At 69.5% G+C, this 22,709-nt stretch carries 24 protein-coding genes; 9 read left to right on the top strand and 15 right to left on the bottom strand.

Going from position 1 to position 22,709, the window contains the following annotated elements:
• Positions 1 to 6: 6 nt before the first annotated feature.
• On the top strand, positions 7 to 2,586 hold the full coding sequence (locus ACTWQF_RS34230; protein WP_443283660.1) for an ATP/GTP-binding protein: 2,580 nt from the start codon (positions 7 to 9) through the stop codon (positions 2,584 to 2,586).
• A gap of 42 nt (positions 2,587 to 2,628) precedes the next feature.
• Here ACTWQF_RS34230 and ACTWQF_RS34225 read toward each other — a convergent pair whose 3' ends face one another.
• The 4 genes from ACTWQF_RS34225 to ACTWQF_RS34210 form a co-directional block, all read right to left on the bottom strand.
• Positions 2,629 to 3,912, bottom strand: coding sequence for a competence protein CoiA family protein (locus tag ACTWQF_RS34225; RefSeq protein WP_443283658.1), 1,284 nt, complete (start codon positions 3,910 to 3,912; stop codon positions 2,629 to 2,631).
• On the bottom strand, positions 3,912 to 5,450 hold the full coding sequence (locus tag ACTWQF_RS34220) for a UvrD-helicase domain-containing protein (RefSeq protein WP_443283657.1): 1,539 nt from the start codon (positions 5,448 to 5,450) through the stop codon (positions 3,912 to 3,914). Before ACTWQF_RS34220 ends, ACTWQF_RS34225 begins: the two co-directional genes overlap by 1 nt.
• A gap of 271 nt (positions 5,451 to 5,721) precedes the next feature.
• Positions 5,722 to 6,123, bottom strand: coding sequence for a DUF6415 family natural product biosynthesis protein (locus ACTWQF_RS34215; protein WP_443283656.1), 402 nt, complete (start codon positions 6,121 to 6,123; stop codon positions 5,722 to 5,724).
• The gene (locus tag ACTWQF_RS34210; protein WP_443283655.1) at positions 6,120 to 6,581 is read right to left on the bottom strand and encodes a hypothetical protein; all 462 of its coding nucleotides are present in this window, start codon (positions 6,579 to 6,581) and stop codon (positions 6,120 to 6,122) included. Before ACTWQF_RS34210 ends, ACTWQF_RS34215 begins: the two co-directional genes overlap by 4 nt.
• A gap of 78 nt (positions 6,582 to 6,659) precedes the next feature.
• Between ACTWQF_RS34210 and ACTWQF_RS34205 the strand changes: the two genes are divergently transcribed.
• Both ACTWQF_RS34205 and ACTWQF_RS34200 read left to right on the top strand, forming a co-directional pair.
• Complete coding sequence (locus ACTWQF_RS34205; protein WP_443283654.1) at positions 6,660 to 7,895, top strand: helix-turn-helix domain-containing protein; 1,236 nt, start codon at positions 6,660 to 6,662, stop codon at positions 7,893 to 7,895.
• The gene (locus tag ACTWQF_RS34200) at positions 7,892 to 8,467 is read left to right on the top strand and encodes a flavoprotein (protein WP_443283653.1); all 576 of its coding nucleotides are present in this window, start codon (positions 7,892 to 7,894) and stop codon (positions 8,465 to 8,467) included. The genes ACTWQF_RS34205 and ACTWQF_RS34200 overlap by 4 nt, the downstream gene beginning before the upstream one ends.
• 460 nt (positions 8,468 to 8,927) lie before the next feature.
• On the opposite strand, the gene ACTWQF_RS34195 is transcribed toward ACTWQF_RS34200, so the two are convergent.
• A complete protein-coding gene (locus ACTWQF_RS34195; RefSeq protein WP_443283652.1) occupies positions 8,928 to 10,280 on the bottom strand; it encodes an XRE family transcriptional regulator in 1,353 nt (450 codons plus the stop codon).
• A gap of 179 nt (positions 10,281 to 10,459) precedes the next feature.
• Here ACTWQF_RS34195 and ACTWQF_RS34190 point away from each other — a divergent pair, with 179 nt between their 5' ends.
• Positions 10,460 to 11,068 (top strand): hypothetical protein, encoded by a 609-nt coding sequence (locus tag ACTWQF_RS34190; RefSeq protein WP_443283651.1) that lies wholly within the window; start codon positions 10,460 to 10,462, stop codon positions 11,066 to 11,068.
• Here the strand turns inward: ACTWQF_RS34190 and ACTWQF_RS34185 are convergent.
• Positions 11,065 to 11,514, bottom strand: coding sequence for a hypothetical protein (locus tag ACTWQF_RS34185; RefSeq protein ID WP_443283650.1), 450 nt, complete (start codon positions 11,512 to 11,514; stop codon positions 11,065 to 11,067). The two genes, ACTWQF_RS34190 and ACTWQF_RS34185, sit on opposite strands and share 4 nt — an antisense overlap.
• Before the next feature lie 38 nt (positions 11,515 to 11,552).
• On the opposite strand from ACTWQF_RS34185, the gene ACTWQF_RS34180 reads away from it, so the two are divergent.
• Complete coding sequence (locus ACTWQF_RS34180; RefSeq protein ID WP_443283649.1) at positions 11,553 to 12,167, top strand: hypothetical protein; 615 nt, start codon at positions 11,553 to 11,555, stop codon at positions 12,165 to 12,167.
• 102 nt (positions 12,168 to 12,269) lie between these two features.
• On the opposite strand, the gene ACTWQF_RS34175 is transcribed toward ACTWQF_RS34180, so the two are convergent.
• From ACTWQF_RS34175 to ACTWQF_RS34135, 9 genes are all read right to left on the bottom strand, one after another.
• Entirely contained in the window at positions 12,270 to 12,644 is a 375-nt protein-coding gene (locus ACTWQF_RS34175; protein ID WP_443283648.1) for a PIN domain-containing protein, read from the bottom strand.
• On the bottom strand, positions 12,641 to 12,889 hold the full coding sequence (locus tag ACTWQF_RS34170; RefSeq protein ID WP_443283647.1) for a hypothetical protein: 249 nt from the start codon (positions 12,887 to 12,889) through the stop codon (positions 12,641 to 12,643). The genes ACTWQF_RS34175 and ACTWQF_RS34170 overlap by 4 nt, the downstream gene beginning before the upstream one ends.
• 102 nt (positions 12,890 to 12,991) lie before the next feature.
• Positions 12,992 to 13,255: a hypothetical protein gene (locus ACTWQF_RS34165; protein WP_443283646.1), complete on the bottom strand. Its 264-nt coding sequence runs from the start codon at positions 13,253 to 13,255 to the stop codon at positions 12,992 to 12,994.
• 46 nt (positions 13,256 to 13,301) lie between these two features.
• Complete coding sequence (locus tag ACTWQF_RS34160; RefSeq protein WP_443283645.1) at positions 13,302 to 14,321, bottom strand: hypothetical protein; 1,020 nt, start codon at positions 14,319 to 14,321, stop codon at positions 13,302 to 13,304.
• A 151-nt stretch (positions 14,322 to 14,472) separates the two neighbouring features.
• Complete coding sequence (locus ACTWQF_RS34155) at positions 14,473 to 15,345, bottom strand: DciA family protein (protein WP_443283644.1); 873 nt, start codon at positions 15,343 to 15,345, stop codon at positions 14,473 to 14,475.
• Between the two features lie 9 nt (positions 15,346 to 15,354).
• Positions 15,355 to 16,533 carry a transcriptional regulator gene (locus ACTWQF_RS34150; RefSeq protein WP_443283643.1) on the bottom strand — a complete coding sequence of 393 codons (1,179 nt, stop codon included), beginning with the start codon at positions 16,531 to 16,533 and terminating at the stop codon, positions 15,355 to 15,357.
• A 1,184-nt stretch (positions 16,534 to 17,717) separates the two neighbouring features.
• The gene (locus tag ACTWQF_RS34145; RefSeq protein WP_443283642.1) at positions 17,718 to 18,308 is read right to left on the bottom strand and encodes a hypothetical protein; all 591 of its coding nucleotides are present in this window, start codon (positions 18,306 to 18,308) and stop codon (positions 17,718 to 17,720) included.
• Positions 18,309 to 18,543: 235 nt separating this feature from the next.
• Positions 18,544 to 19,320, bottom strand: a complete 777-nt coding sequence (locus tag ACTWQF_RS34140) for a GltA (protein ID WP_443283641.1) — start codon at positions 19,318 to 19,320, stop codon at positions 18,544 to 18,546.
• Positions 19,320 to 20,120, bottom strand: a complete 801-nt coding sequence (locus ACTWQF_RS34135) for a GntR family transcriptional regulator (protein WP_443283640.1) — start codon at positions 20,118 to 20,120, stop codon at positions 19,320 to 19,322. The genes ACTWQF_RS34140 and ACTWQF_RS34135 overlap by 1 nt, the downstream gene beginning before the upstream one ends.
• Positions 20,121 to 20,775: 655 nt before the next feature.
• Between ACTWQF_RS34135 and ACTWQF_RS34130 the strand changes: the two genes are divergently transcribed.
• The 4 genes from ACTWQF_RS34130 (at position 20,776) to ACTWQF_RS34115 (ending at position 22,708) form a co-directional block, all read left to right on the top strand.
• Positions 20,776 to 21,126, top strand: a complete 351-nt coding sequence (locus ACTWQF_RS34130) for a hypothetical protein (RefSeq protein WP_443283639.1) — start codon at positions 20,776 to 20,778, stop codon at positions 21,124 to 21,126.
• Positions 21,127 to 21,304: 178 nt separating this feature from the next.
• On the top strand, positions 21,305 to 21,607 hold the full coding sequence (locus ACTWQF_RS34125; RefSeq protein ID WP_443283638.1) for a hypothetical protein: 303 nt from the start codon (positions 21,305 to 21,307) through the stop codon (positions 21,605 to 21,607).
• 187 nt (positions 21,608 to 21,794) lie between these two features.
• The gene (locus tag ACTWQF_RS34120; RefSeq protein WP_443283637.1) at positions 21,795 to 22,127 is read left to right on the top strand and encodes a hypothetical protein; all 333 of its coding nucleotides are present in this window, start codon (positions 21,795 to 21,797) and stop codon (positions 22,125 to 22,127) included.
• A 257-nt stretch (positions 22,128 to 22,384) separates the two neighbouring features.
• Entirely contained in the window at positions 22,385 to 22,708 is a 324-nt protein-coding gene (locus ACTWQF_RS34115; RefSeq protein ID WP_443283636.1) for a hypothetical protein, read from the top strand.
• Position 22,709: the final 1 nt, after the last annotated feature.

Here is a 22,709-nt window from a genome sequence, read left to right as displayed (position 1 = left end):
GAAGCCGTGGCCGTTGCGCTGGAAGCCCACTTGCGGCACATCACCAGCCCAGACTTCGACGTGGAGGACCTCGAGGCGCCCCGCACGAACGTCCTGGTCTTCCACGGCGTCGGCGGCATCGGCAAGACGACCCTCTCGCGTCGGCTCGAAGCAGCACTCGCCGACGACGGGCACCGGCCCGCGCAGTGGGAACGGCCCGTGCGCGGCGACGCGCGGTTGGTGCCTGTCCGTGTCGACATGGCCCGTTCCGCCGGCGTCGACTTCGAACGCCTCGTACTGACCATCCGTCTCGCTCTCGCCCGGATCGGACGGCCACTGCCCGCCTTCGACTTGGCACTGCGCCGCTACTGGGAGCACCAGCACCCCGGCCAGCCGCTGGAGGAGTACCTGCGCAACGGAGGACTGGCCAGCCGGTATGGCCAGGCGCTGCCCCAACAACTCCAGTCCGCTCTGGGCGATGTCGCCCAGGCCCTCGCGCTGCCCGGCACGATCGGCGGCCTGGTGGGGCAGGTGACCGGCTCCCTGGTCAGTGCGTTGCGCGAGCGGCGGCAGACGGTGCGGGCGCTGGCCGGGTGCCGACGCCTGGCCGATCTGCTGGAGGCCGAACCTGACCTGGAAGCGCTCTCGTTCTACCCGCACCTGCTGGCGTGGGAGCTCGCCCAGCTCCCGGCCGACAAGAGGGTCGTGCCGGTGGTGCTGCTGGATACGTTCGAGGACGTCGGCGACCGTACGCACCGGGATCTGGAGCGGCTGATCCAGCGGGTGGCGTGGCTGATGCCGAACGCGTTCTTCATCGTCACCGGCCGCTCCCGCCTCCAATGGGGCGACGCCGCCCTGCACGGGCAGCTCGACTGGGCCGGTCCGACTGCCTGGCCAGGCTTGGCGGCTCATTCGCTGCCGCACCTGCCCGACCGGGGCCCGGGGCACGATTACAGTCGGCAGATCCTGATCGGCGACTTCTCCGCCGAGGACTGCGAGGACTACCTCGCCCGCCGCCTGACCCACGAGGGCCAGCCCCTCATCCCCGCACCCGTGCGGCAGGTCATCGCCGAGCGCTCCCACGGATTGCCCCTCTACCTCGACCTGTCCGTGATGCGGTTCCTGGAACTGCGCCGCGGCGGCCACACCCCACAAGCCGACGACTTCGAAGCCGACTTCCCCGCCCTGATAGCCCGCACCCTGGCCGACCTCACCTCCGAAGAGCGCTCCGTGCTGCGCTCGGTCGCCCTGCTGGATGCCTTCGACCTCCAGCTGGCCACGCGTACGGCCGGCCTTCCCCACCAGTCGGCTGCGCTGCGGCTGACCGAGCGCCCCTTCGTGCGTGAGAACCCCTTCGGGCTGTGGCCCTTCCACCTGCACGACCTGATCCGCTCCACCCTGCGTAACGCCACCGACCACACCGACGACCGCTGGTCACCGGATGACTGGCTCGCTGCCGCGCGCCGGGCCCACACCGCGCTCGGTGAGGCATGGGGGGCAGGCGGCGGCCTGGACCGTCGGTTGCTGGTCGGCTGCCTGCGCCAGGGCCTCGCCCTGGCCCGCGACTTCCACCTGGAACTGGAGTGGCTGGTGGATGCCGCCTGGGTGTATGTGCGGGATGCGATCTGGGAGCCCCTCGCCCCGCCGGCCCGGGATGCGGACGAGCGTGGGCGGGCGCGGCTGGAGACGTCCGCCGATGGCCTGGCCGAAGTTCTCAGCGCGCTGGCCCGCCGCCAGCACGAGCACCGTGCGCACATCGCCGACCGTCTCGCCCGCGTCATCGACGCCGACGTGCTGCCGGAGAATCTGCGGGAGATGCCGCTCTACTACCTGGCCAAGGACCAGCGGGACCTGGGTCAGAGCGCGGCCTCTCGCCGCGGTATGCAGCAAGTCGCCGACGGCGGCGGCCGTATGGCGCCGGACGCCCGCCGCGGACTGGCCCACCTCTCCCGCCTTGCCGGGGACTTCCCCACCACTCTGACCCTGGCCCGTCAGGCCGGACGGGAAGGGCGAGGACATCGCATCGAGGGTGATGTGTGGTGGGCCCACGGCGACATGGGCCGCGCGGCCGCCGCCTACCGCACCGCCCGCGGCGAAGCCGAGGAAGAAGGCATCGATGGCGAGGTCGCCGCATGCCAGGCCCAGCTCACCCTCGCCCTGTCCTTCACCGACCCGCAGGCCGCCGCCGAGGAAATCGACCTCGCCGAGCAGCTGCTCGCCCCACTGGACATGCGCGCCACCAACCTCACCGTCCACATCGCATCCCTGGCCCGCGACGCCGGACGCGACGACGCCGACATCGACGACCGCGCCCAGCTCGTGCGCACCGAAGCACAAGTCGCCGGTGTCAAGGAAGCAGAGGTCAAGCTCGAACTGGCCCTGGCCTTCCACCACGCCGTCCGCGACGACCAGGAGCAGCTTGCCGCTGATCTCGGCCGCCTGCGTGAGCTGTCCGAGGGCGGCGACCATGCCCACTACATCGAGATCGCCCGCTTCATGGCCGGACTGCCACCGACCCCCAACGCGACGGCCCAGTGGATCGACGGGACCGAGACCACACGCGGACGCTGGCACAGCCTGGTCCAGCACCGTCGCGCCAGCCTTTGACAGCCAATGCCAGCGCCGGGGCCGGGGGGGGGCTGAAGTCGGTCAGCCGTCGTACCCAGTCAGTCTCCGGGCAGCTTCTTGCGGCGTAATGCCTGTCTCGATCCGGACTTCCGTCTCGACTGAGGGCGCGAGCAGCTGCCGTTGCCAGGGTGTGAGGTACACCAGAGGGCTGTCCGCGACCAGAGATACGTACTGGCCCCGCCCCTCCCAGTCCTCAATGTCGGAGGCCAGCTCTACGAGTTCCCGGTCGCACTGCGAGCACAGATCGATGAGATGGCCAGCGGGATCGTCAGCGCTGAGGACGTAGGTCTCGCCGCTCCTGCACGGGCACCGGTTTGGTTCACTTCGGTGGTAGAGCCGCCAGCCGTATGCGAATGCGGTGAGCTTGGTGGCGCGCTCAAGGTAGTCGTGGGTTGTCCACACCAGCGCGTCGCGCCGGTTGCTGGAGATGTCGCGGAAGGGTGAGGCAAGTTCAAGCAGTGTGATCTGGTCGTGGCGTAGTGCGGTGAGGAACCGTTCGACGGTCAGCTGTCGATTGGGGCGCCACCAGCCGAGGTGGGCTCGAAAGGTATTGGCGCGCGGAATGGCCAGTGGTGCTTCGTCTTCGGAGTCGTCTTCGGTGGGGCGGTGAACCGCGAGGAGCCGCCAGGGGTCGTACCAGGGAACGGGTGTGCGGGGTAGGGCCTGTTCCCAGTGCTGCCAGCGCAGACCGCACACGTCGTGGTCGGCGCGGTCGCCGTCGAGGTCGACGGCGCAGAGGCGGGTGACTGGTTTGCTGGATAAGGCGCGGTGGCCGTCCAGGATGCGAAGCTGGCCGTTTTCTTCAGCGGTGACCTGGAGGGATGGCACGGACATCAGCCAGGGCGGCTCGGTGTCGGTGACCCAGCAGACCTCAACGCCGCTGGCGGCGTACCGGTAGGTGCGGTCGGTGATGTCGGCGTAGGTGATGGGGGACAGCTGTGCCTCGAGGGCCAGGCGGCGTCCGCTGGGCTCGGTAGCCAGGACGTCGGCGCGCCAGCCCTCGCCGGCGACTTCCAGCTCGGCTCGCCAGCCGGCGCGGCGGGCGGCGAGCGCGAGGGCTCGCTTGAGCCGACGGTGTTCGGGGCTTTCGCCGTGGCTGGGGCAGCGGGGAGCGGCGCTGTCGTGCGCGAAGAAGCGGCGGCCGCGCCGGGAGAGCTTGGCGTGGACGGGTCCGTGGCAGGCGGTGCAGTGCAGGGGTGCTCGGGGGCGGACCCGGTAGATGGTCTCCCAGCCCAGTCCGGCATCGAGGTCCTCGCAGGTGGCGTCCAGCAGGCCGAAGCGGGTGTGAAGGGCGGTCAGCGGCATCAGCGGCCCTTCTTGGGGGTGGGCCCGAGATCACCCCACGTTCGGTATCCGGCTGCCGGGGCCGGTTGGCGAGGGGCGGCGTCGGTGCGGACGGTGGGTTGGCCTGCGGGGTGGTCGAGGATCCAGGAGAGACTGCCGCGGTCGAGGTGGTGCTGGGCGCGGGTGACGGCGACGTAGGCGAGTCGGGCCTCAGCGCGGGGGATGCGGCCAGGTTTTCCGTTCTCCTCCGGGTCGGGCTCGGGAAAGTCGTCGCCGATACGAACCCGGGGCCACTCGCGGCCTTTGGCCTTGTGGGCGGTGGAGATGGTGACGTCGCTGGAGTCCTCGTCGCCCAGACGCTGGAGTGAGCCGAGGATCTCCTCGTAGCCGAGGTCATCGATGAGTTCGACCCAGGGCAGCAGGTCGGCTCCCGAGGGGTCGTTCTCCGCGTACTCCTGCACCTCTCCCCAGGTCTTGAACAGCAGGAGTTCGGGGTGGCTGGTGCCGCGTCCGGCTTTCAGATCGCGGGCGGCCAGGGCCAGCTTGCGCAGCTCGTCACCGCCGCCGGCCATCGCAACGCGGCGGCTGGCCCCCAGGTGGGAGAGGACCTCTGTCAGCGCACCGGCATTGGTCCGGCACAGCACTGCGTCCGGCTGCTCAAGTCGCCCGATCCGGGTCGTGATGGGTGCGTGCCCGGTCAGTCGCAGGCCGGAGCGTACGGCGCCCAGCCAGCGGTTGGCCTCCTGGGCGAGCGCGTCACCGAACCGGAAGGACTGTGACAGGTGCAGGTGGGTGCCGGGAGCGCGGGTCATCACGTCCCGTGCTCCGCGCCAGGCGTAGATCTGCTGGGCGGAGTCGCCGACGAGGACGATCTGGGTGCGGCCGCGCTGGTTCTTGATGACGTCGTCCAGTACGCCGTTGGTGTCCTGTGCCTCGTCCAGCAGGACGTAGTCGTAGGGCAGCTGGGGGTCTTGCAGCTGCCACATCTTCAAGTAGTGGTCGTGCTTGAAGTTGACCTTGTGCCCTTCCGGGTCGGTGGCGTCCTGCCATGCTTCGCGGGCGAAGGGCATGACGGCCTGGACCAGCAGCTGGTGCGTCTCGGGTTCCTCCGCTCCGCGCTGAAAAGGCACGTGCCGGGGAGAGAGTTCGCGCTCTGCGGACCAGCAGAAGGACTGGACAGTTTGCAGCGTGATGTAGGCGAGGTTGCGTGGCTCAAGGACCTTGCCTGCCAGCGGCAGAGCATGCTGGATGCCGAGCGAGGCCGCGATGCGGTGGGAGGGAAGGCGCGGCGCACCCAGGCGGTGTTTGTACGGGATGGCGACCGCCCGGAAAGCCAGCGCATGCGCCGTAGAACACTTCACCCTCTGCGGGAAGCGCCGCCGGGCTTCCACGGCCACCGACTTGTTGAAAGAGATGTACAGGCCACGGCGGTCGTCGCTGGCTCCGAGCATCTCTAACGTGGTCGTCTTGCCCGTGCCGGCACCCGCCTGGACGACAAGATCGTCACCGCTGGCGAACGCGTCGATCACAGCAGCCTGCTCCTCGGTCGGCTCTGGCACCCGTAGCTCCTCTTCTCTCAAATGCCCTTCGCAAGAGGGCGGTTCACGATCGCGTCCACACGCGTGGCCACGTTCAGCATGACGCCCATCACTGACAATCCGTACCCAGGACGTCACAGAAAGGAATGGGAGTTCGAGCACGCGAGGAAGTGCGAGCGTGCCGTGATCAGCGCAAGCAAGCCCCCGGCGGAGTGTGAACAGCGCGCCGGGGGCTTGCTCCCATCCAGGCCCACGGGGGGGAGGCGCTGGACGGGGATAGGGAGGTGCGGGATCAGGTTGCCGGGTCGGCAGCAGCCACACCTTCCAAGTGGTCAAGGCGATCGTAGAGGGACTTCACGAGCCGGGCTCGGTCCTTGGCGCACTGGAGCGTGCCCCGGGATCGGTGGCTCAACAGCCGTTCTGCGGCAGTGAGGGTTTCTTCGGCTGCGGTTCGCCTTTCGTCTCCTTCCGGAAGGGTGACGGAACGGCGTTCCACGTCCGCGGCTACTGCTCGGGCGGCTCCGGTCAGTTGGAGCGCGATCTGCTCGTAGTCACGGGGCGGGAGGCTGGTTTCCGGCTCGGTGAGTGCGAGCACCGCGTCGACCAGTGCTTCGTGCGGTCCGCGGTCGAGCGGCAGGTTGCCTGTGATCAGGCCGTCGGGGTCGTACAGCACGTGGTGGGTGGGCTGGGTCATGGGGTGGCAGCCTCTTCGCCTGCCCGATCGGCAAGGGCGCGGAGGTGGACGGAGAGCCGGTCCGTGCGGACCAGGCGGAAGTGGCGCGGGGTGCTGATCCAGTAGGCCGCCTCGGTGCCGTGCGGGGTCTGGGGGAGCAGCAGCTGGTCGCCGAGGGAGAGGATCCGTACGCCGGGCAGGCCGGCGGCAGCTGATCCGGTGCGCGGTGGCACCAGGATGTAGAGCACGTCGCGGAGGCGGTCGGCGAGCACGGGGAATCCGGCTGTGGGGTTCAGCCGCATGGCGCCGAGGGCGTCCAGGCCGCGTGATATCGGGGTGATGGCCACCGCGTCCCAGGTGCGGCCGCACTCCGCCCAGCGGGTGCTGTCGCTGCCGCGCGCCCACAACGCGCGGTGTCTTTCGGTGGGTTGTGCGAGCCGGTGCCACCGTGAGGTGGTCAGCTCTCCGAAGGTGGCCATAGGCGGACCGTAGGGGCGGTATACCGAGAACAGGCCACACGATGTGTGTGGGTTCTCCACTCCTTTTCGGAGCCTGTTTTGGACAGCATTCAGTTCGGCCGTCGTGTCCATTACTGGCGCACCCGACGCCACCTGTCGCGCAGTGAGTTCGCCGCGCTGATGGGCAAGTCGCTGCGGTGGGTCGAAGAGCTGGAGGGCGGGCGCCGCCAGGCGGATCCGAACTTGTCGGTGGTGCGGCTGGCGGCCCTGCGCCTGGGTATCACCGTGGACCGCCTGCTGGGGGACCCGGCCGTCCTGTGTCCCGGGGAATCTGAGATCGATGCGGTACGCGCCGTGCTCCAGCGGCACGACGTCGTCACCGGCGCTTGCGGAGACGATGCCGAACCGGTGTCCGTTCAGGTGCTGCGGCGCAGCCTGGTGTATGCCCGTACCGGTTTCCAGGCTGGGCATTTCGCGCAGCTGGGCACGCACATCCCGGCGCTGCTGGTGGACGCGACCAGGGCCGCCGGGCAGTACCGCGGCGAGGACCAGTTGGAGGCGTTCGGGCTGCTGTCGCTCACCCTGGAGCTGACCGAGGCGGCCGCCATCAAGTGGGGCGATACCGAGCTGGCGCTGGTGGCCGGCCACCGTGCGGTCGCAGCGGCAGAACGGTCCGAAGATGTCGTCGTCCAGGCGTCGGCGGCGCGGCATCTGGCCGACGCGATGACCCACCACGGCCAAGCTGCGGCTGCCGTCGCCTTCGCCACAGCGGCCGCCGACCGGCTCCACGCCGAGCTCCTCCAGCGGGGCCCGGACGGTCTCAGCGTGCTGGGCATGCTGTTCTTGAAGGCGGCGATGGCCTCCGCCGCGGCCGCCGAGGCGGAAGACCGTGACCCGGCCGCTCACGCCCGCGCGGCGCCCGACCTGCTCGATGAAGCCGACGAGCACGCCGTACGGCTCGGCGGCGACGGTGACGCGATGTGGACGTCGTTCGGCCCGACCAACTGCGCGCTTCACCGGGTCGCCGCCCACGTGCAGCTGTCCGAGGGCGCGGACGCGGTGGCGGTCGCAGCCGGTATCCCCTCCCCCGCGCTGCAGGGCATGCCCCGGGAGCGCCGGGCCCACCTGTTGACCGACCGTGCCCACGGCGAGGTCCAGGCCGGACTGCGCGAGAAGGCCGTCGACACGCTCCTGGAGGCCGAAGCCCTCGCGGCGGAGGAAGTCGTCTGCCGCCCCCGCTCCAAGCGCCTGGTCGAGGACCTGCGGCTGCTGGGTGCCGGATCCGCCGAGGGGCGGTTGCGTGCCCTTGCTGATCGCTGTGGACTGCCCGGGTGACACAACGAGGCACTCTGTATCTGATCGCCTGTGCGGCTCCACCTGCTCGTCGCCTGCCTGTCCCCATCCGGGCAGCGCAGGAGGACGGCTGGGATGTCTGCGCCATCCTCACGCCTGCCGCCTACCGGTGGGCCACCGAGGACGCCGAGGGCGAGATCGAGGCCCTTCGGCAGCTGACCGGGCACCCTGTGCGGTGGCAGTACAAGCTGCCCAGCCAGGCCGACGCACTGCCCGAGCCCGACGCCATGCTCGTCGCTCCGCTCAGCTGCAACACCCTCAACAAGTGGGCCGCAGCCATCAGCGACACCCTCGCCCTGGGCCTCATCACCGAAGCGATCGGGCTGAAGATCCCCACCGTTGCGTTGCCGCACTGGAACCACGCCCAGGACCTCCACCCGGCCACCCGCCGCAGCGTGGAAGAACTACGCGCCGCCGGCGTCACCATCCTGCTCGGCGACGGCGGCTTCACCCCACACCGCCCCCGCCACGGCAACCTGGACGCCTACCCCTGGCAAGCCGGTCTCGACGCCCTCCGAACCGTCAGCCCGCCGGAAGAAACCAGGGACGAGTAGGCCGACGCTCGATAAGTGTGGGCGAACTTGCGTCACTGAGAGGTTTGCACGGCCTCGCCGCAAGCGCCGCAAGCCTCCTTCCTCCACTTGGGGAGAGGCCATTGAGCAGGGTTGGCATGCTCCTGCATCTCCATGCCGTGGGTTGGCAGACCGCACATCGTTTCTGCCTCGTCCCAAGTCAGGCCGTGAGGGTCAGGCCACTCCACCGCATGGACATCGCCGGAGCCGACGAGTCCGGAAACGCGGTCACTGTCGAAAGATGGTCTTTGCTCGGAGTGAAGGTCCAGGGCCGTTGCGTAGCTCCGCATGCCTCGACAGTAGGACGAAGCGCGAGGTACACGCGCTTAACCACGCTCGCTTTCGCCTGCGACAGACCAAGCGCCCTACGTCGCCCCAAGATCGCTATCTGGCACGCTCTTTAGCCACTGACCTGACGCTGCCCGCTGCGTGAAGCCGCTCGTCAGGGAGCGGGCAGAAGCGTGGCCGTGGTGCGGGCGAATTCCTGGATTTGCGGGTGCCGGTGGCGGTGGGGATGCAGCCGGTGGAGGAGGCGGGCGGTGCGGGAGGTGATGGCGGCGACCATGCGCTGACAGCCGAGGGCGTCCTTGCCAAGGGCGAGTGCGGCGTCGATCTGGCCGAGTGCGGCGTGGGCCTCGGCGGCGTCGAGTTGTGCGATGGCCATCCGAGTGGGGGACTGCTGGTGGTAGGGCACGGACCTGTACTGGCAGATCGCGTCTTCGGCGGCCTTCAGGGCCCGGCCGGGCTGGTCGAGGGCGAGGTAGCTGGAGGCGTCGAAGGAGCGCAGCCGGACCGCGTCGGCACCGAATAGGCCCGCGCCGTGGGCAGGCAGTTGCTCGACGTGCCGGAGCGCGGTGCGGTGGGCCGCCGCGAACGCGTCAGGGCGGCCAGCGGCGGCGCTGGTGCGGGAGAGCTGCCCGGCCAGCCGTGCGGCTGCGCGGGAGCCTGCCGGTGCGTGGGCGGCGCCGCGTTCGGCGGCTGCCAGAGCCTGGCCGGGGCGGTCGTCGTAGAGGCAGATGGTGGCACGGGCGTCGTCGGCCCAGGCGCACACCTCGGGGACTTCGGCCTGTAGGCCGTGGGCGTATCCGTCCCGGCACCACGCCTCGGCGGCCGTGGCCGCGCCCATGTCGTGGGCGAGCCAGCCCAGGACGACGGAGAGCATCCCCGCCAGCCGGGCCAGCTCCCGCCCCTGGACCAGGGTGTGGCGTCCCTCCATCAGCTGCGCGACCTCGGCGCGCACGCCACCGGCAATCCTCCATGCCTCGCGTGCGGGGGTGGCAGCGTAGCGCGCGGTCAGCCGCTCCAGTTGGCCTTCAAGGTGGTCCAGGGTTCCCGAGCCGATCGCGGTGGACTCCAGGCGGCGGGTGTAGGCGAGCGCGGCTGTGGGCGAGGTGATGTCGGCGGCGGTCGCGGCCGCCGCCAGCGCGGCGGTCTTCAGAGCATCCCGGCGGTTCGTGGCATCTCCCAAGTCGGGCGGCGCGCCCGGCGGCGCGGCGCACACGTCGGCTGTGGCTTCCCCCGCGCAGTCCTCAACGACCGTGGCAGGACCGGGCGCATCAAGGTAGGGGGCCAGGTTGAGATGCAGCAGCTTCTCGATCCAGGGCCGCCAGTAGACCGGGGCCTGGCCGCCAGTCATCCAGCGCCGTACGGCCTGCCGCCCCAACCCCTGCGGCCCTCGCCCTTCGGCGATGCCCAGCTCCCTGGCCATGCGAGAGGGCCCCCACCCTTTGGCCTCGCAGGCGGCGCGGATCGCCGCGCCTGCGGCGGCTTTGGCTTCCCGTCCGAGGTGCTGCACGCGTCGCCTCCTGGCCTCCACACGGGACTACACGGGGCTACGCGGGCCTACGCCCGAGCCCCTGCCGACGGCTGCCGATCCGGCGTTGACTGCTGCTCGTGCCGGCCGCCGCGCGGTGAACATCCCCTTCGCGGCGGCCTGGCCGTCACCGAACACCGCGTCGACGGAAGGCAATTGGCATGCCCGAGTCCACCGCATCCACCACCCTGCCCGACCTCGAACCCGCCGGGAACCGAGCCCGCCAGATTCTCGCGGACATCCGCTCCTGGGGTGAGTTCGCGCGGCTGGAGGAATCCACCCTCAGCTACCCGGACTGCTGGGGCACCTACACCGGTTACACCTCCATCGCCTGCTTCGACCTCAAGCGGGACGCCGGGCCGCTGCTGGTCGAGGCCCTGCGCGTGATGGCCATGAAGACGGCCGTCTTTGAGATGACCGGCGGTGACGAGCATGCGGCCGAGCTGGTCATCCCGGCGCCGGTCGACGAGATGGTGCACGCGCTGCTGGCCCAGCACAACCTCGCCCGGCGGTTCGAGACCGAGACCGGCCTGCATCTGGTGCACATGACCGACCAGGAGCGGTTCGGCTGGGAGCCCGGCGACTACACCCACCGCCTCTACCGCGCGGCCTGGAAGGAGGAGCCGCCCGCCCGGTACTGGATCGACAAGCAGGAGACCGCCCGCCGGCACGGCATCATCGACGGGCTGCTCCAGCGCATCGGTATCAACGAGTTGGGCCGCTCCCACACCCTGGACTTCGGGCAGCAGCCGCAGCCCGTCGCGGTCTAGAGCAGCCCGGAGCCCAGAACCCGGCGCAGGGCCGCGACGGTCTCCTCGTCCCCGAACCGCTCGCGGGCGGCCCGGCCGGCCCGCTCCAGGGCCAGCTCGAACACCTCGGGCTCCTCGTTGGCCTCACGGAGGTAGTCCAGCAGCCAGCCGTCCAGCCCGCCGCGCTCCTCCGGCAGCTTTGGAGGCGCGGCGGGCTGGGCCGCGCCCGGGAGCGGCACCCCTCGGGAGGCGTATCCCGCGGGCGGGAGCCCGACCTTGTGGGGGTGGACGCACACCGGGGTGTGTGAGTGCCGGTCGATGCGGTAGCCCTGCTCGCGCGCATACGCCGACTCCGCCGACGGTTTCGCTGCGACGTCGAACGTGCCGAGCGGCAGGCACAGCGACGGGCAGGCCGCGCACACCAGATGCTCACGGGCGGGCGCAAGCCAGCGGACATCCTCACTCACCCATCGCACTCTAGCGACAAACCAGGAGGGACCACCCCGTGAACGGATACCTCGCCCAGGCCCGCCAGGACGCCATGGTCGAAGCCGCCCTCGCCCTCGCGCGGACGTGGTGCCAGGGCCACGTCATCGACGGCGCCCCCGCTCTCAGCCACGCCGTGAAGGTCACCGCCCTCTTCGGTACCCACTGCCCCGCCGCACCTGCCCACGTGGTGGCGGCGCTCCTGCTGCACGATGCCCCCGACCTCGCCCCTGATCCCAGCGCGATGGCCGAGGAGATCACCCGCAGGTGCGGAGCCGAGGCCCTCGCCTTCATCCAGGCCCTGCATGCCGAGCACGCCGTCCTGGACAACCCAGAGCCCGCGGCCGTCACCGCACACCTGGCCACCCTCACCGGCACATCCTGGCTGCTGGAAGCCGCCGTCGCCGACAAGATCATCGCCTTCCGGTACATGACCGGCCGCGCCGACCGCGCCGAGGACCGGGAAGAGTTCTGGGCCCAGCGCCGCGCGTTCGTGCGGCTCCTGCCCTACTTCCACCAGATCGGCGATCTCGCCGCCGGCCGCGTTCCCGAACCCATGACTCGCCTCTACCGCACACTCCTGGACCGCTGCCCCACCCCGGCCGTCTATGGCCGCTCCGCGCCGAAGACATGAGAGCAACGGTGGGGACAACGTGACTGACCAGCGCCAGGGACGAGGAAGGAAGCCCTGCCAGGCATCGGAACGGGCACTGGTTCGGATGAGAGCAGCGGTGCGTCAGGTGGGGTCGAGCGGGGTAACACCGGTCTCCGCGTACAGGGCAGGCGCCAAGGATAGGACGGTGACCGGGTCCCCCGCCTTGGCCGCCTGCCAGGCGATCGCTGCCGGGTGAACCACCAGCCACTCCACCCCCGGCCAGTCCATAGCGTCCACCGCGTGAGCGGCACTGAAGGGCACCTGTTCGGCAAACCGCAGCGAAGCGGCGTGCTGACCCGAGCCGGGAAGCTGACGCTCAGCGGCGAGTACGGACACGGACGGGACCAGGACTCGTCCCCCGCCGCGAGAGGCTTCGATATAGAGGCCGGTCAAGAACGGGTCGGCCTGGTAGAGAGCGGCCAGGGCCGTGTGATCCAGCACGGCCGTCAGGTTCACGCAGCGTCCTGGTGGGCGCGGATCTTCGCCCAGGCATCCTGACCGGTCTTCTGAACCTGTTCGGTGTACTCGATACCGAGTTCCTGGGCAGCATCCAGGGCGCGCTGCTCACGCTCGGCTTCGGTGAGCTCGCGGCCGGCAAGGTCTTCCAGCAGCTCGGTGATAGTGGTGCCCCGCTCTTCGGCGAGGATCCGGAGTCGGTCGCGGACATCCTCGCTGGTCTTGATACTCGTCGGCTTACCCATGAAGTGATTCTACCGTGGGTAGAACCGACAGGAAAACGGTGCATACGCAGCGGACCCATAAGGACGCCGCAACCGTCCCGCCACGTGCACCGCGGCCTGGACTTACGTCGGCGACTCCGTGTGGGAACCGCTCGCCGCCCTCGCAGCCTTCTTCAAATCCTGGCTGGCCAGGAAGTAGTTGTGCTGCTCTACCAGGCCGGAGGCGCGCAGTGCGGCTTCCTTCTCCGTGACGGCCTGCCGTACGCGTTCCCGCATACTCTCTGCGTCGCCCCCCGTGTAGGCGTCCAGCTCGTCGAACAGGTCGTGGACGTTCTGCTGGAGTCGTATGAGGTCTGTGTGTCTGTCGGGGTCGATTACAGAGGCCATGCTGTGAGCTTACGACCGGCCACCGACACTCCCGCTGCCACGCGGGTCACTCCTCGTCGTCGGCGTGCAGGATGTCCCAGCACAGCGCTCGCAACCGGACGAGCAGCCGTTCCAGAGCCACGATGTGGGCGCGTAGCGAGGCAGGCACGTGCGCTCGCTCCCATGGCGCGAGCGAGGTGTCGGGGCGACGTTGCTCCCACAGCTCCTCCACCTCGACAGCGGCCGGAACGATCGCGGACAGGGCAACCAGCGCGGCCGCGAGTGCGTTGCCGAACGGGACGGCGGGGTGGGAGTCTAGGTCGACGGCGTCGTCGTACTGGTCGAGCACGGCAGCGAGCGTTGTCCGCACGTGCCGCAGGTACATCAGCCGCACCGCCCATTCCCCGGGCGGCTCGTCCTCAACAACCAGGGTGCCGGCGGTTGGGTCCCACAGCGCGGCCGGGCGTGCGCGCAGGGTCGGCGTCAACGCCTCGGCCGTGGCATGCACGGCAACAGACCGCGCCCAACTCCCCTCTCCCCGGACAGCGATGGCGCGGTTGACCGCACATTCCGCGTGTTCGACGTCCCCTTGCCAGCGTGGGGAGCTGGCGTGGCCGGAAGCCACGGCGCGGCAGCGATCCCCCACCAGGAGCTCCAGGGGCGGCTCGCCTGTATCGGCAAGGTGTTCGTGCTCGGTCAGATCGCGCTGGATGTGCCAGGTGACCACCCAGCGCGCGGACTCCTCCAGGTCGGCCGCGCGGTGCCGCACGGACGTCCAGCTCACCGGCAGTGGCGGCAGCGGCGGCTCGTACAGCTGGGCGCCCTCGGCGTCGCCCAGCCACCACAGCGTACGAACAAGCGGCACACGCGCGACCAGCTCTCCGTCAGCGCGCGCAGCACGCCACAGCGCCAGGGCCAGCAGCCATGAGGCCGGGGCCCACCGCTCCCGTTCCGGTCCTGCCAGTTCGCGGTCTTCTCGGTCTTCGGCGGCGGCCAGAGTCAGCTCCCACGCAAGCCGTCGGCTGTGTTGCCATGTGCCCTCGGCGTACCGCTCCTCGTGCGCTGTCTCCAGCTCCCCCTCGTCCATCGCGCCCACCCTATGGTCGGCCGCAGCCGCATTCACGGCTGAAGAGTGGGGCAAGGAGATCGCCGAGGAGTTCAACCGGTCCCTCCAAGAGAAGGGGACCGTCGACCTCGGCAGCAGCACATCCGACCCTTGAACAGCCTTCCGCACGCCTTCACAGCGCCCCAGGATCCGTCGGGCTATGTGGTGCGGGCAGCGCCTGGTCAGTAGAGGTGGCGGTTGGTATGAGGGGCATTCCGGCTCGTCCGGCGCGGGCGCGGGCCAGCGCGCGGGCACGGCTGACGTCCGCCGACGCCGGTGCTGGTCGGGTCTGCTCGTCCTCTTCCGCGGCCTGGTGTCCGTGGGCGAATGCGGCCTCGCGCTGTTTGAGGAGTGCCTGGGTCTGCCGTTCGATGGCGCGGGCGATGGCCGGGTCCTGGTGCCGGTCGGAGCGCCAGGCCCGGTGTGCCTTCAGCGCTTGGCGGTAGCCCTCGGAAGGCTCCCGGGCCTGGGCCACATCCCCGGGAGCGGCCGGAGGTGTGGGGGCGGGTTCGGGCGCACGGGGCGCGGGTGCGGCGCCGACGGGCAGTACCCGCACGGTGCGTACGGCCTCGGTGCCGGCCGTCTGGTTGGCCGCGGCGATGATACGGGCGGTGATCAGTCGCAGCTGGGTGGCGTAGGCGGGTGAATCGGGGCGCAGGTCCAGCTGTCCCGTCTTGGCGTCGAAGGCCACGGCGGTCGCGTGTGCGGGCAGGGTTGGGGAGATGGCGGCGGCGATGGTCGGCCACTGCTCCAGCACGGTGCCGCCGGCGGCTGGGGCCTCCCAGCCCCGGTCGGCGAGCAGGCCCTGGAGGACGGCACCGAGCCCTTGGGGGTCGCGTCCGTCACGCCGAAGAGCGGTTCGCGGGCGGCGAGTTCGTGGCGTACGTGCCTCGCTGGTACCGCGCGCCCTCGCGGCTTCCCGGGCCTGATGCAGTGCGACCCGGGCCAGGTCCGCACTCGGCTGCGGCGGGGCTCCGGCAGGCGCGGGGGTGGTTGTGTCGGTCACTGCGGCCTCCTACCGGTGTCCGAGGGTCATCAGGCAGCTGCGGGCGCCGCGGGCCAGTTGCTCGGCGCGCTGGACGAGGTCGGCACCGTAGAACTGAGCGGCACCGTCCCGACCTTGGACGTCGATGGCGACCTGGACCAAGCTGGTGTCGCCCATCGCCAGCCGGGCCCATGCCTCCTCCCGGGCAGCCTGCCGCTCCTGGGCGCTCACCACCTGCTGCTGGTCGGCGTCCTCTGCCAGGTCCGGGGCGGCGTGGTGGTCGGGCCCGCTGGTCTGCGCGGACGCAGGCGGCAGACCGTTGCTGACCGTCGCGTGGGCATGGGCGAACGCCGCCTCCACCTCGCGCCGCACGGAGCAGCTGGCCGGGGCCTGCCAGTCACCCTCGAACCGCTCATGCCGCTCACGGACGCGTTCGACGCGCTCGCGGCGGGCGGCTTCCTGGGCAGCGCGCCACTGGTCGACCGCGGCGGTGCGCTTGGCGGGGGTGTCGAGCACCGTCTCCGCGCCCGCCAGCAGCGTGGCCAGCAGACCCGAGCCGCGGCGTACCCGGCCGGTCTCGCCGCGCAGGTGCAGCCAGGCGCAGACCTCGGTCAAGCTCCATCCGGCGTCCGCCACGTGGCGGGCTACCCAGGCGATCCGCTCGATGTGGCAGCGGCTCAGCCAGTCGATTTCCCGGATCAGTTTTGCCGCCAGCTGGTAGCGGCGGCCGATCTTGTTGAGCTTCTGGCGGCCGCCGGTCTTGCGCTTGGACTTCTTCGGGGTGGGTGACTGGCTTTCCCCGCTTGCGAGCTTGCTCTCAGGGGGGGAGGAAGTAGCACCCGCAGTAGAAGACCCCTGAGGACTACCCCCCATTGGGGTGCAACGCGAACTGCCCGAATCCGTGGGCTGATCGGTCCCGCGGGTTGGCGTCGGGGCGGTCTTCGAGGGCGACTTCGACCGCGGCCTACGTGTCTTGCGGGCCGCCTTCTTGGCCAGCTTGGTCATCAGCGTGCGGCCGGTCTCCGCGATCCCCGTCATGCGCCGCTCGGTTCCCTGACCCGCCGTCACGATGCCCAGCACCTCGTCGAACTGAGGGGGAATCATCAGCGCGAACTCCGACGCCTGCGGCTTCTCGCCGCGCACCCGCGTGCCCTTGACGACGTAGGCGAGCAGCCCCGCCTCCCGCAGCATCGCCAGGTGGTACTCCACTGCCCGCTCCGACAGGCCCGTGCGACGCATCAGGTACCCGAGCCCCGGATGGCAAGGCGACAATTCCGCGAGCAGCTGTGCGACGAACACTGTGGTCCGGCCGAACGCACGCGGCCCGTGCGACCGGAACCGCCGCGGCTCATACACCCCCGACCCGGCCACCCAGTGCACCGCCTGCATCCACGAGTAGCCATCCGACGCCACCCGGCCTGCCGACGTCGATAGCCACTGCCGCACCTCCGGCACATACAAAGAGGGCAGCACGTCGGCCGCATCGTCGTCGGCTGCTGGACGCGGGGCCGGAACCATCACGGCCGCCGCCGCGCTCACCGCACACCCCCGCCGGGGGCGAGGGCGGTCGTGTCCTGGCACCGGGCACCGGGCCGGCCGGATGAGACAGCGCAGCCGGTGAAGACCCTCCCCAGGTCGGACACCGCGTGCGCGGGCCGCCGTCGGAAGGTGAAAACAGCCACCTCGTTCTGGCCGAACGAGCGTTGGAATAGGCGCAAAACGGGTGTATGGGCACGCCAAAGCTGGCGGGCCCTCGTGCAGTAATGCACAATGGCTCCTGTCGCGGGGCTCCTACCTCACGGCACGACGAAGCCCCCTCGTGGTGCTTCTGGTTTCTCCCGAAACCTGATCGAACTGTTCGACCGGCTCCCACACCGGGCGGACAATCCCCTCGGAGGGCTCTGGCAAGCTCTCCGGTAGCAGAAGGGCACTGAGCCCAGGTGACTCCCACATCACCTGGTCACTGAGAGCCCGGGGCGGCAAGAAGACCCGAAACGGGCGCCGCCCCCAAAGGACTTACGTCATCCCCGCCCCCTCCATCCCAGAGGTGCGAGTTGGGGCGTGCGCGAGCAACACAAACACCCCGCCGAAAGGCCAGCCACACGCATGACTGCTGGCCCCACGGCGGGGTGCGGTGTCTCCGGAATCGGGTACAGGTACCCTGACCATGTCGACGCCCTTCGTGTAGCCGAAAAAGGGTGCTCGGCAGGCCGACCGGACCCCCATCACAAGGTCCCTCGGCCACGTGGCCCCTCCCGGCTTGCTCAAGGCCGGTCGACGGGGCCACTTCATTTTTAGATCAACACGCGGAGTCACTGTACCTGTCTGGTAGCACTCCGTGTGGCGCAGGGGGCACCGTGTCGTCTGCGAGGGCCGGGCCACCAGCCTCATCGTCAGTGCCCTGGAGCCAGAACGGCGGGAGAGGCTTCATTCGGCGGTTCGCGGAAGTCGGCGACTGCGAGGTTCACTTGCTCCTGACAGCGCCAGTCCGCGCACTCGCAGAGGAACGGGAGCACAACGTCCCGGGCATCCCCAAGTGCCTGCGCCCACGGGCGAGTGAAGAACGTCAGGTACTGGGAGACAAAGGCCCTGTTGGCGTAGCGCAGCATCTCGCGTTTCTCCGCGGCCGTCGTGGCTCTCGGCCCCTCGACAAGGGCGTTCGCGAAAATGCCCTCAACCTCGGCTGTGATCTCTTCCACGGAACGACCGTCAACAGGCACCGTCATGGCGTGTCCTTTGTGTTTTTCGACCTGAGCGATGATCTTGTCGCCCACGTGTTGGTACAGCTCGTGCACTCCTGGCAGCAGGTCCCGTTCCGCGAGCCGGGCCCGCTGCACCTCCGGAGTTGGTATCAGCCACACGGCGCAGCTCAAGCCAGCGACCTGCGGTGTTATGGGGGTGCCCTCAGCGATGGTAAGAGGGGCTGAGGGCAGTGCATGAAGATCCTCAAGGACCATCAGACCTCGCTCGTAGTGCAGCGACATTGCAAGCCGTTCGTCTAATGGTGTGCTCCACCGATCAGGGATCGGCAGCTGCTCATACCGGATCGCTGCCGGATGTCCGTATGCGATTGCTCTGTCTCGGTGCTCCCACGTGTGAGCGTCTGAGTTGTACCAGCGCAGTCCATGGCGCCGCGCGAGGCGCTGAGCGATGGTCGACTTTCCAGCCGCCGGCGGTCCCCCGAGCCAAAGCACTTTCACGTGGTCTCCCTGTGAGCTGTCAGCTGGCGATGTTGGCCGCATCATGCGCCCGGGGGGTCCAGCGCCATCCGGATGCATGGAGGGCTTCAGCGCGATCAATGACGATCTGCTGTCGGAGCTGCGTCTCCTCGGCGTCGTGGTAGGCCAAGCTGGCGGTGTGCTGTCCCTCGTGCTTGCGGTAGATCTCACCAGGGAGACGCTGCATCCATCCCGAACTCACGGCTTCGCAGAACAGCAGGATGGCAGCGTCCTCAAATGCGGGGATCGCTGGCCAGCCACCCACGAGGCGCACTACGTCTGTGCGAGCAGTGAGGGTCGTGCCCATTACGGGCATCTCCCCCCGCTTGGCCCCATCCAGCAACGCCCCTGGCGCCAACGGACCCGGGTCCGGGTCATACGGGCCAGGGGCGCGGCGACCGTCTGGGAAGAGGTCGAGACAAGGGGCGACGGTCCATCCATAAGTCGGGTTGCTCGTCAAGACTTCAATGTCGCGCGCGAGCGTTTCGGAATCCGGCAGGAGGTCGTCGGCATCGACACACCGCAGAAGAGCCCCAGTTGCACGAGCCAACCCCATGGTGCGTGCCTGCGCGGCGCCTCCCCAGCGACCTGCACCTTTGGAGATCCACGGAGCGTCCGGGACGGAGGCAAGCGGGCGGCCAGTACGCCCGTCCTCCTGGAGTACCCATTCCACCTCCCAGCCCTCTGGGAGCCTCTGGGTGGCCAGGCACTCATGCAGCTCAGCAATGTAGCCGTCGCCGCCGTCATGTACAGGCGTGAGAACAGTGATCGTCGGCATCAGGAGTCGCTCCACTTCGGCAGGTTGGTGACGTAGGTCAGGACTGTTCGCTCAGCGGGCAAGGGAAAATCGGTCACCTCGACAGCTCGGCCCGTCGTGGCGTACGAGATCTTGCGGATGCGGAACATGGGGACGCCCGGCGGGATGTCCAGCTCCTGAGCTTCGTCTTCGGTCGGCATAGTCGCGGTGACGTTGTCGACGATCTTCGACAGTTCAAGGCCCACGGTGTACAGCTGGTGCTGCATGCCCCCCGGCCACGGGTCGTTGTCCTCATCGAAGACCGCTGGGTCACGTTCAACGATGTCTAGGGGCACATACGATGCCGAGCCGCTGGCCCCCGCCTGCTTGTCGTAGCGACGGACCCGGGTACGGCGGAGGACGAGCGTTCCAGGCGCTAGTCCGAGTACAGCGGCGACGTCCTCGGGGCACGGAATGGTCTCGTGGTGAGCCACGTCTTCCGCGATGTCTCGGAGCGAGATTCCTTGGTCGCGTTCGGTCTGCCCGTTGTTACGCCGAACCGCCTCAGGCTCATGGACGAGCTGCTTCTCTTCGAAGTAGCGCTCGTTGCTGCGCTCGGTGCGCTTAGGCGGTACGCGAACCCATGTCTTGCCGTTCGGCTTACCTGAGATGACGCCGCGCTCTTTTAGGAGCTGCACAACTCGGTCGGCGGTGTTCTTGCCGACGTCGTACTGCTCAGCGATCTCACGGACGGTCAGAAACGAGTCTCCGGGCTTCAAGGTGCCCTCGATGCGGCGGGTCAGCGTGTCCGCCAGGTCGAGGTACTTCGTCGGTCTGGGCATGGGCTGACGATCTCATCCCTCTTGAACGAGCGCAAGGAATGTCCCGAGACAAAAATCTCGCTCATCTCGGGATAGAAGCTTGACGGCCACTTGTATCCCGTGACACGGTCTCGTTCTGTACCGGGACAAACACCCGACGGGGCAGGGCTCCTGACGGCGAGTCATGCACAACTGCCGTTGAACTGCCTGCGCTTGGGCCCGGACCCAACTCCACAGCGTGATCCATCGCCGTTTGAAGGCCGTGACCCACACCGGCCGAGGTGAGTGGAGATCCGTCGCGAGGTGCCATTACCGCTGGTGGTGGCAGCCGACACGCGCCATCCATCGACCCCGCAGGGCTCATCGCTGCGGGCGAGCGCGGAGGGTCGGCAGCCCCGTGACGTAAAAGAACGACGCGGCCCAACCTTCGGCTGGGACTACGGCCCGGGAGACGGTCTCCCCGGGCCCGAACAGCGAGCAGACCAGCCGCCGCGTCACGAGACCAAGCAGTCCTGCACTGCACGTCGTCCCCCTCCAACGCCCCTCTGTGGGCGGCTGGGAGGGGCGTCGGCGTGGGACGCAGGAAGGCCCCACGAAGGGCACCACCCACGGCCTTTCCAGGCCAGGGCACCCCCCGCTGCCCGCCGGGCCAGCGGTTTCCACCCTGGAGGTTCCTATGTCCCTTGTGATCGTTCACCGCGTCGGCATCAGCTTTCAGCGCTTCCGCACACCGCTGACCTCGGTAGCTGACCAGACCGTTGGCACCACCGTGGCGACTGTCAGCAGCGTGCGGTACTTCGGCCTGGGCGCCTCGCGACGGGCCGTACTCGTCCTGACCGACACCGCCGGCCGCGAAGGAATGGCCATGGTGAGCGCCGACCGGCTGTCGACCGTGCCCGACTTCCTGCTCGCTCCGGGCACCGAGGTGGCGGTGCGCGGCGTGGTCCGCCACTTCCCCCGCACGCCGGTGCTGGACCTGGCGTCCATCCGCCCCGCAGCCAGAGAGCGCTACCGCATCGCTGCCTGACCCGCAGCCTCCTGCAACTCAACGATTGGTGATGGCGACCGACACCCAACCGCCCCCGGGCGTACGGGTGTCGGTCGCCATGGCCGCTCGGAGTGAGTGGTCACAACAAAGAGCGGCGCCCGGATGCACCCGGACGCCGCATCAAACAGGAAATCCGCGGAGGAAACCTGTGCACACGATGCTGACACACCCGCCCGCTCCTGTCGCGGCCGGGGACGAATCCGAGCCCGAACCCCAGCACGAGCGCGACACGTCCAACCCCGACGCCATGCCAGAGCTGCCCCGCATGCCGCGCTTCCCCAGCAGCCAGGCGACGAGCTGCCCGGCCAACCTGGAAACGCTGTTGCGCAGCTGGATCGACTGGAACGACACCCACAAGGCCACTACCCCGGCGCGGCGCACTCTCAGCGAGATGGCCCCCGTACACGCCATCGCCCGGGACACCGAGCGGCGCCAGCTGCGGCGAGCGGGGGTGGCCTGATGAATCGTGTACGCACCCTCGTGCAGAACCTCGGGCGCACCGGCTGGCAGTGCTGGATCTGCAAGATCTGGGTCGACGACAGCCTGACCCACTGCCCCATCAACCACTGAGGCGCGACCCCCGGCACATATGGCGATACCAGCGCCGTGCCGGGGGTCTACGGATCCACCAGAAGGAGCTGATCCGCGTGAACATCATCGCAGAACGACCGGAGTTAGGGCTGATCGAGGACCTTGAGCGGGAGGACGACGCCCGCGGTCCTGAACCCGAGCCGGACGAGGCCGCGTTCCACCAGCTCGTGCAGCAACTCGTCCCCTTGCCCATGGGTGGGGCCGGGCAGTGCAGCGTGTGCGGCGGCTGGTTCGAGGGCTGGAGCGGGGGAGTTTGCTCCGCCTGCCAGCCGCTGGCAGAGCTGGGAGATCTGGTCCCGGCTCCTGTTCGGGCTCAGACGATGCCCGATGACGAGGACGACGGGTGCCCGATCTGCGGGTTCTGGTCCTGCCAGTGCGGCACGGCCTGACAGCCGGCCCGTCCATTTTCGAGTACCGCGACATGGAGAACGCCGGCCCCGATTGGGAGCTGTAGCCCGCACGTGACCGATGACCTCATATGCAGGGCCCGCGCCGCGCAGCATCACGCGGTGCGGGCCCTGCATCTCTACGGGATCACCGCCCGCACCTGCCGCCTTCTGCACCGCGCTGCGTTGCTGGCGGCGGCCGCTTGGCGGGCGGGATACCCCGTCGCAGCCCTGCACCCCGACTACCGGAAGGAACAGCAATGCGCACCGACGCCCCCGCCCGCGGCCGGGACCGCACAGGCGAGCTCCAGTTGCGGCACGGTCGCCGCCTGTCCGCCTACATCGCCGCCCGCCTCGGCCCCGACCACTACCGGCAGGCCGACGCGGTGAGCCGTCAGGTGTGGCAGGTGGTCCGCGCCTCCCCCGCCCTCATCGAGGTCAGCGCTGATCGGGAGTTCACCGCCCTCGCGCACGTCGCGCGGCAGGTCCTGGTCCGCCGGTACCTGGCGGCCCGCTCCACCCCGACGTGGCCGCCGGCCCCGGCGCGGCTGCTGTCCACCACCCCTCTGGGCGTGGCCGCATGAG

Origin of the sequence: Streptomyces sp. 8N114 (assembly GCF_052245835.1) — a bacterium.
In the GTDB taxonomy this organism is placed as follows: Bacteria; Actinomycetota; Actinomycetes; order Streptomycetales; family Streptomycetaceae; genus Streptomyces.
This window is presented reverse-complemented; position numbering and strand designations above follow the sequence as displayed.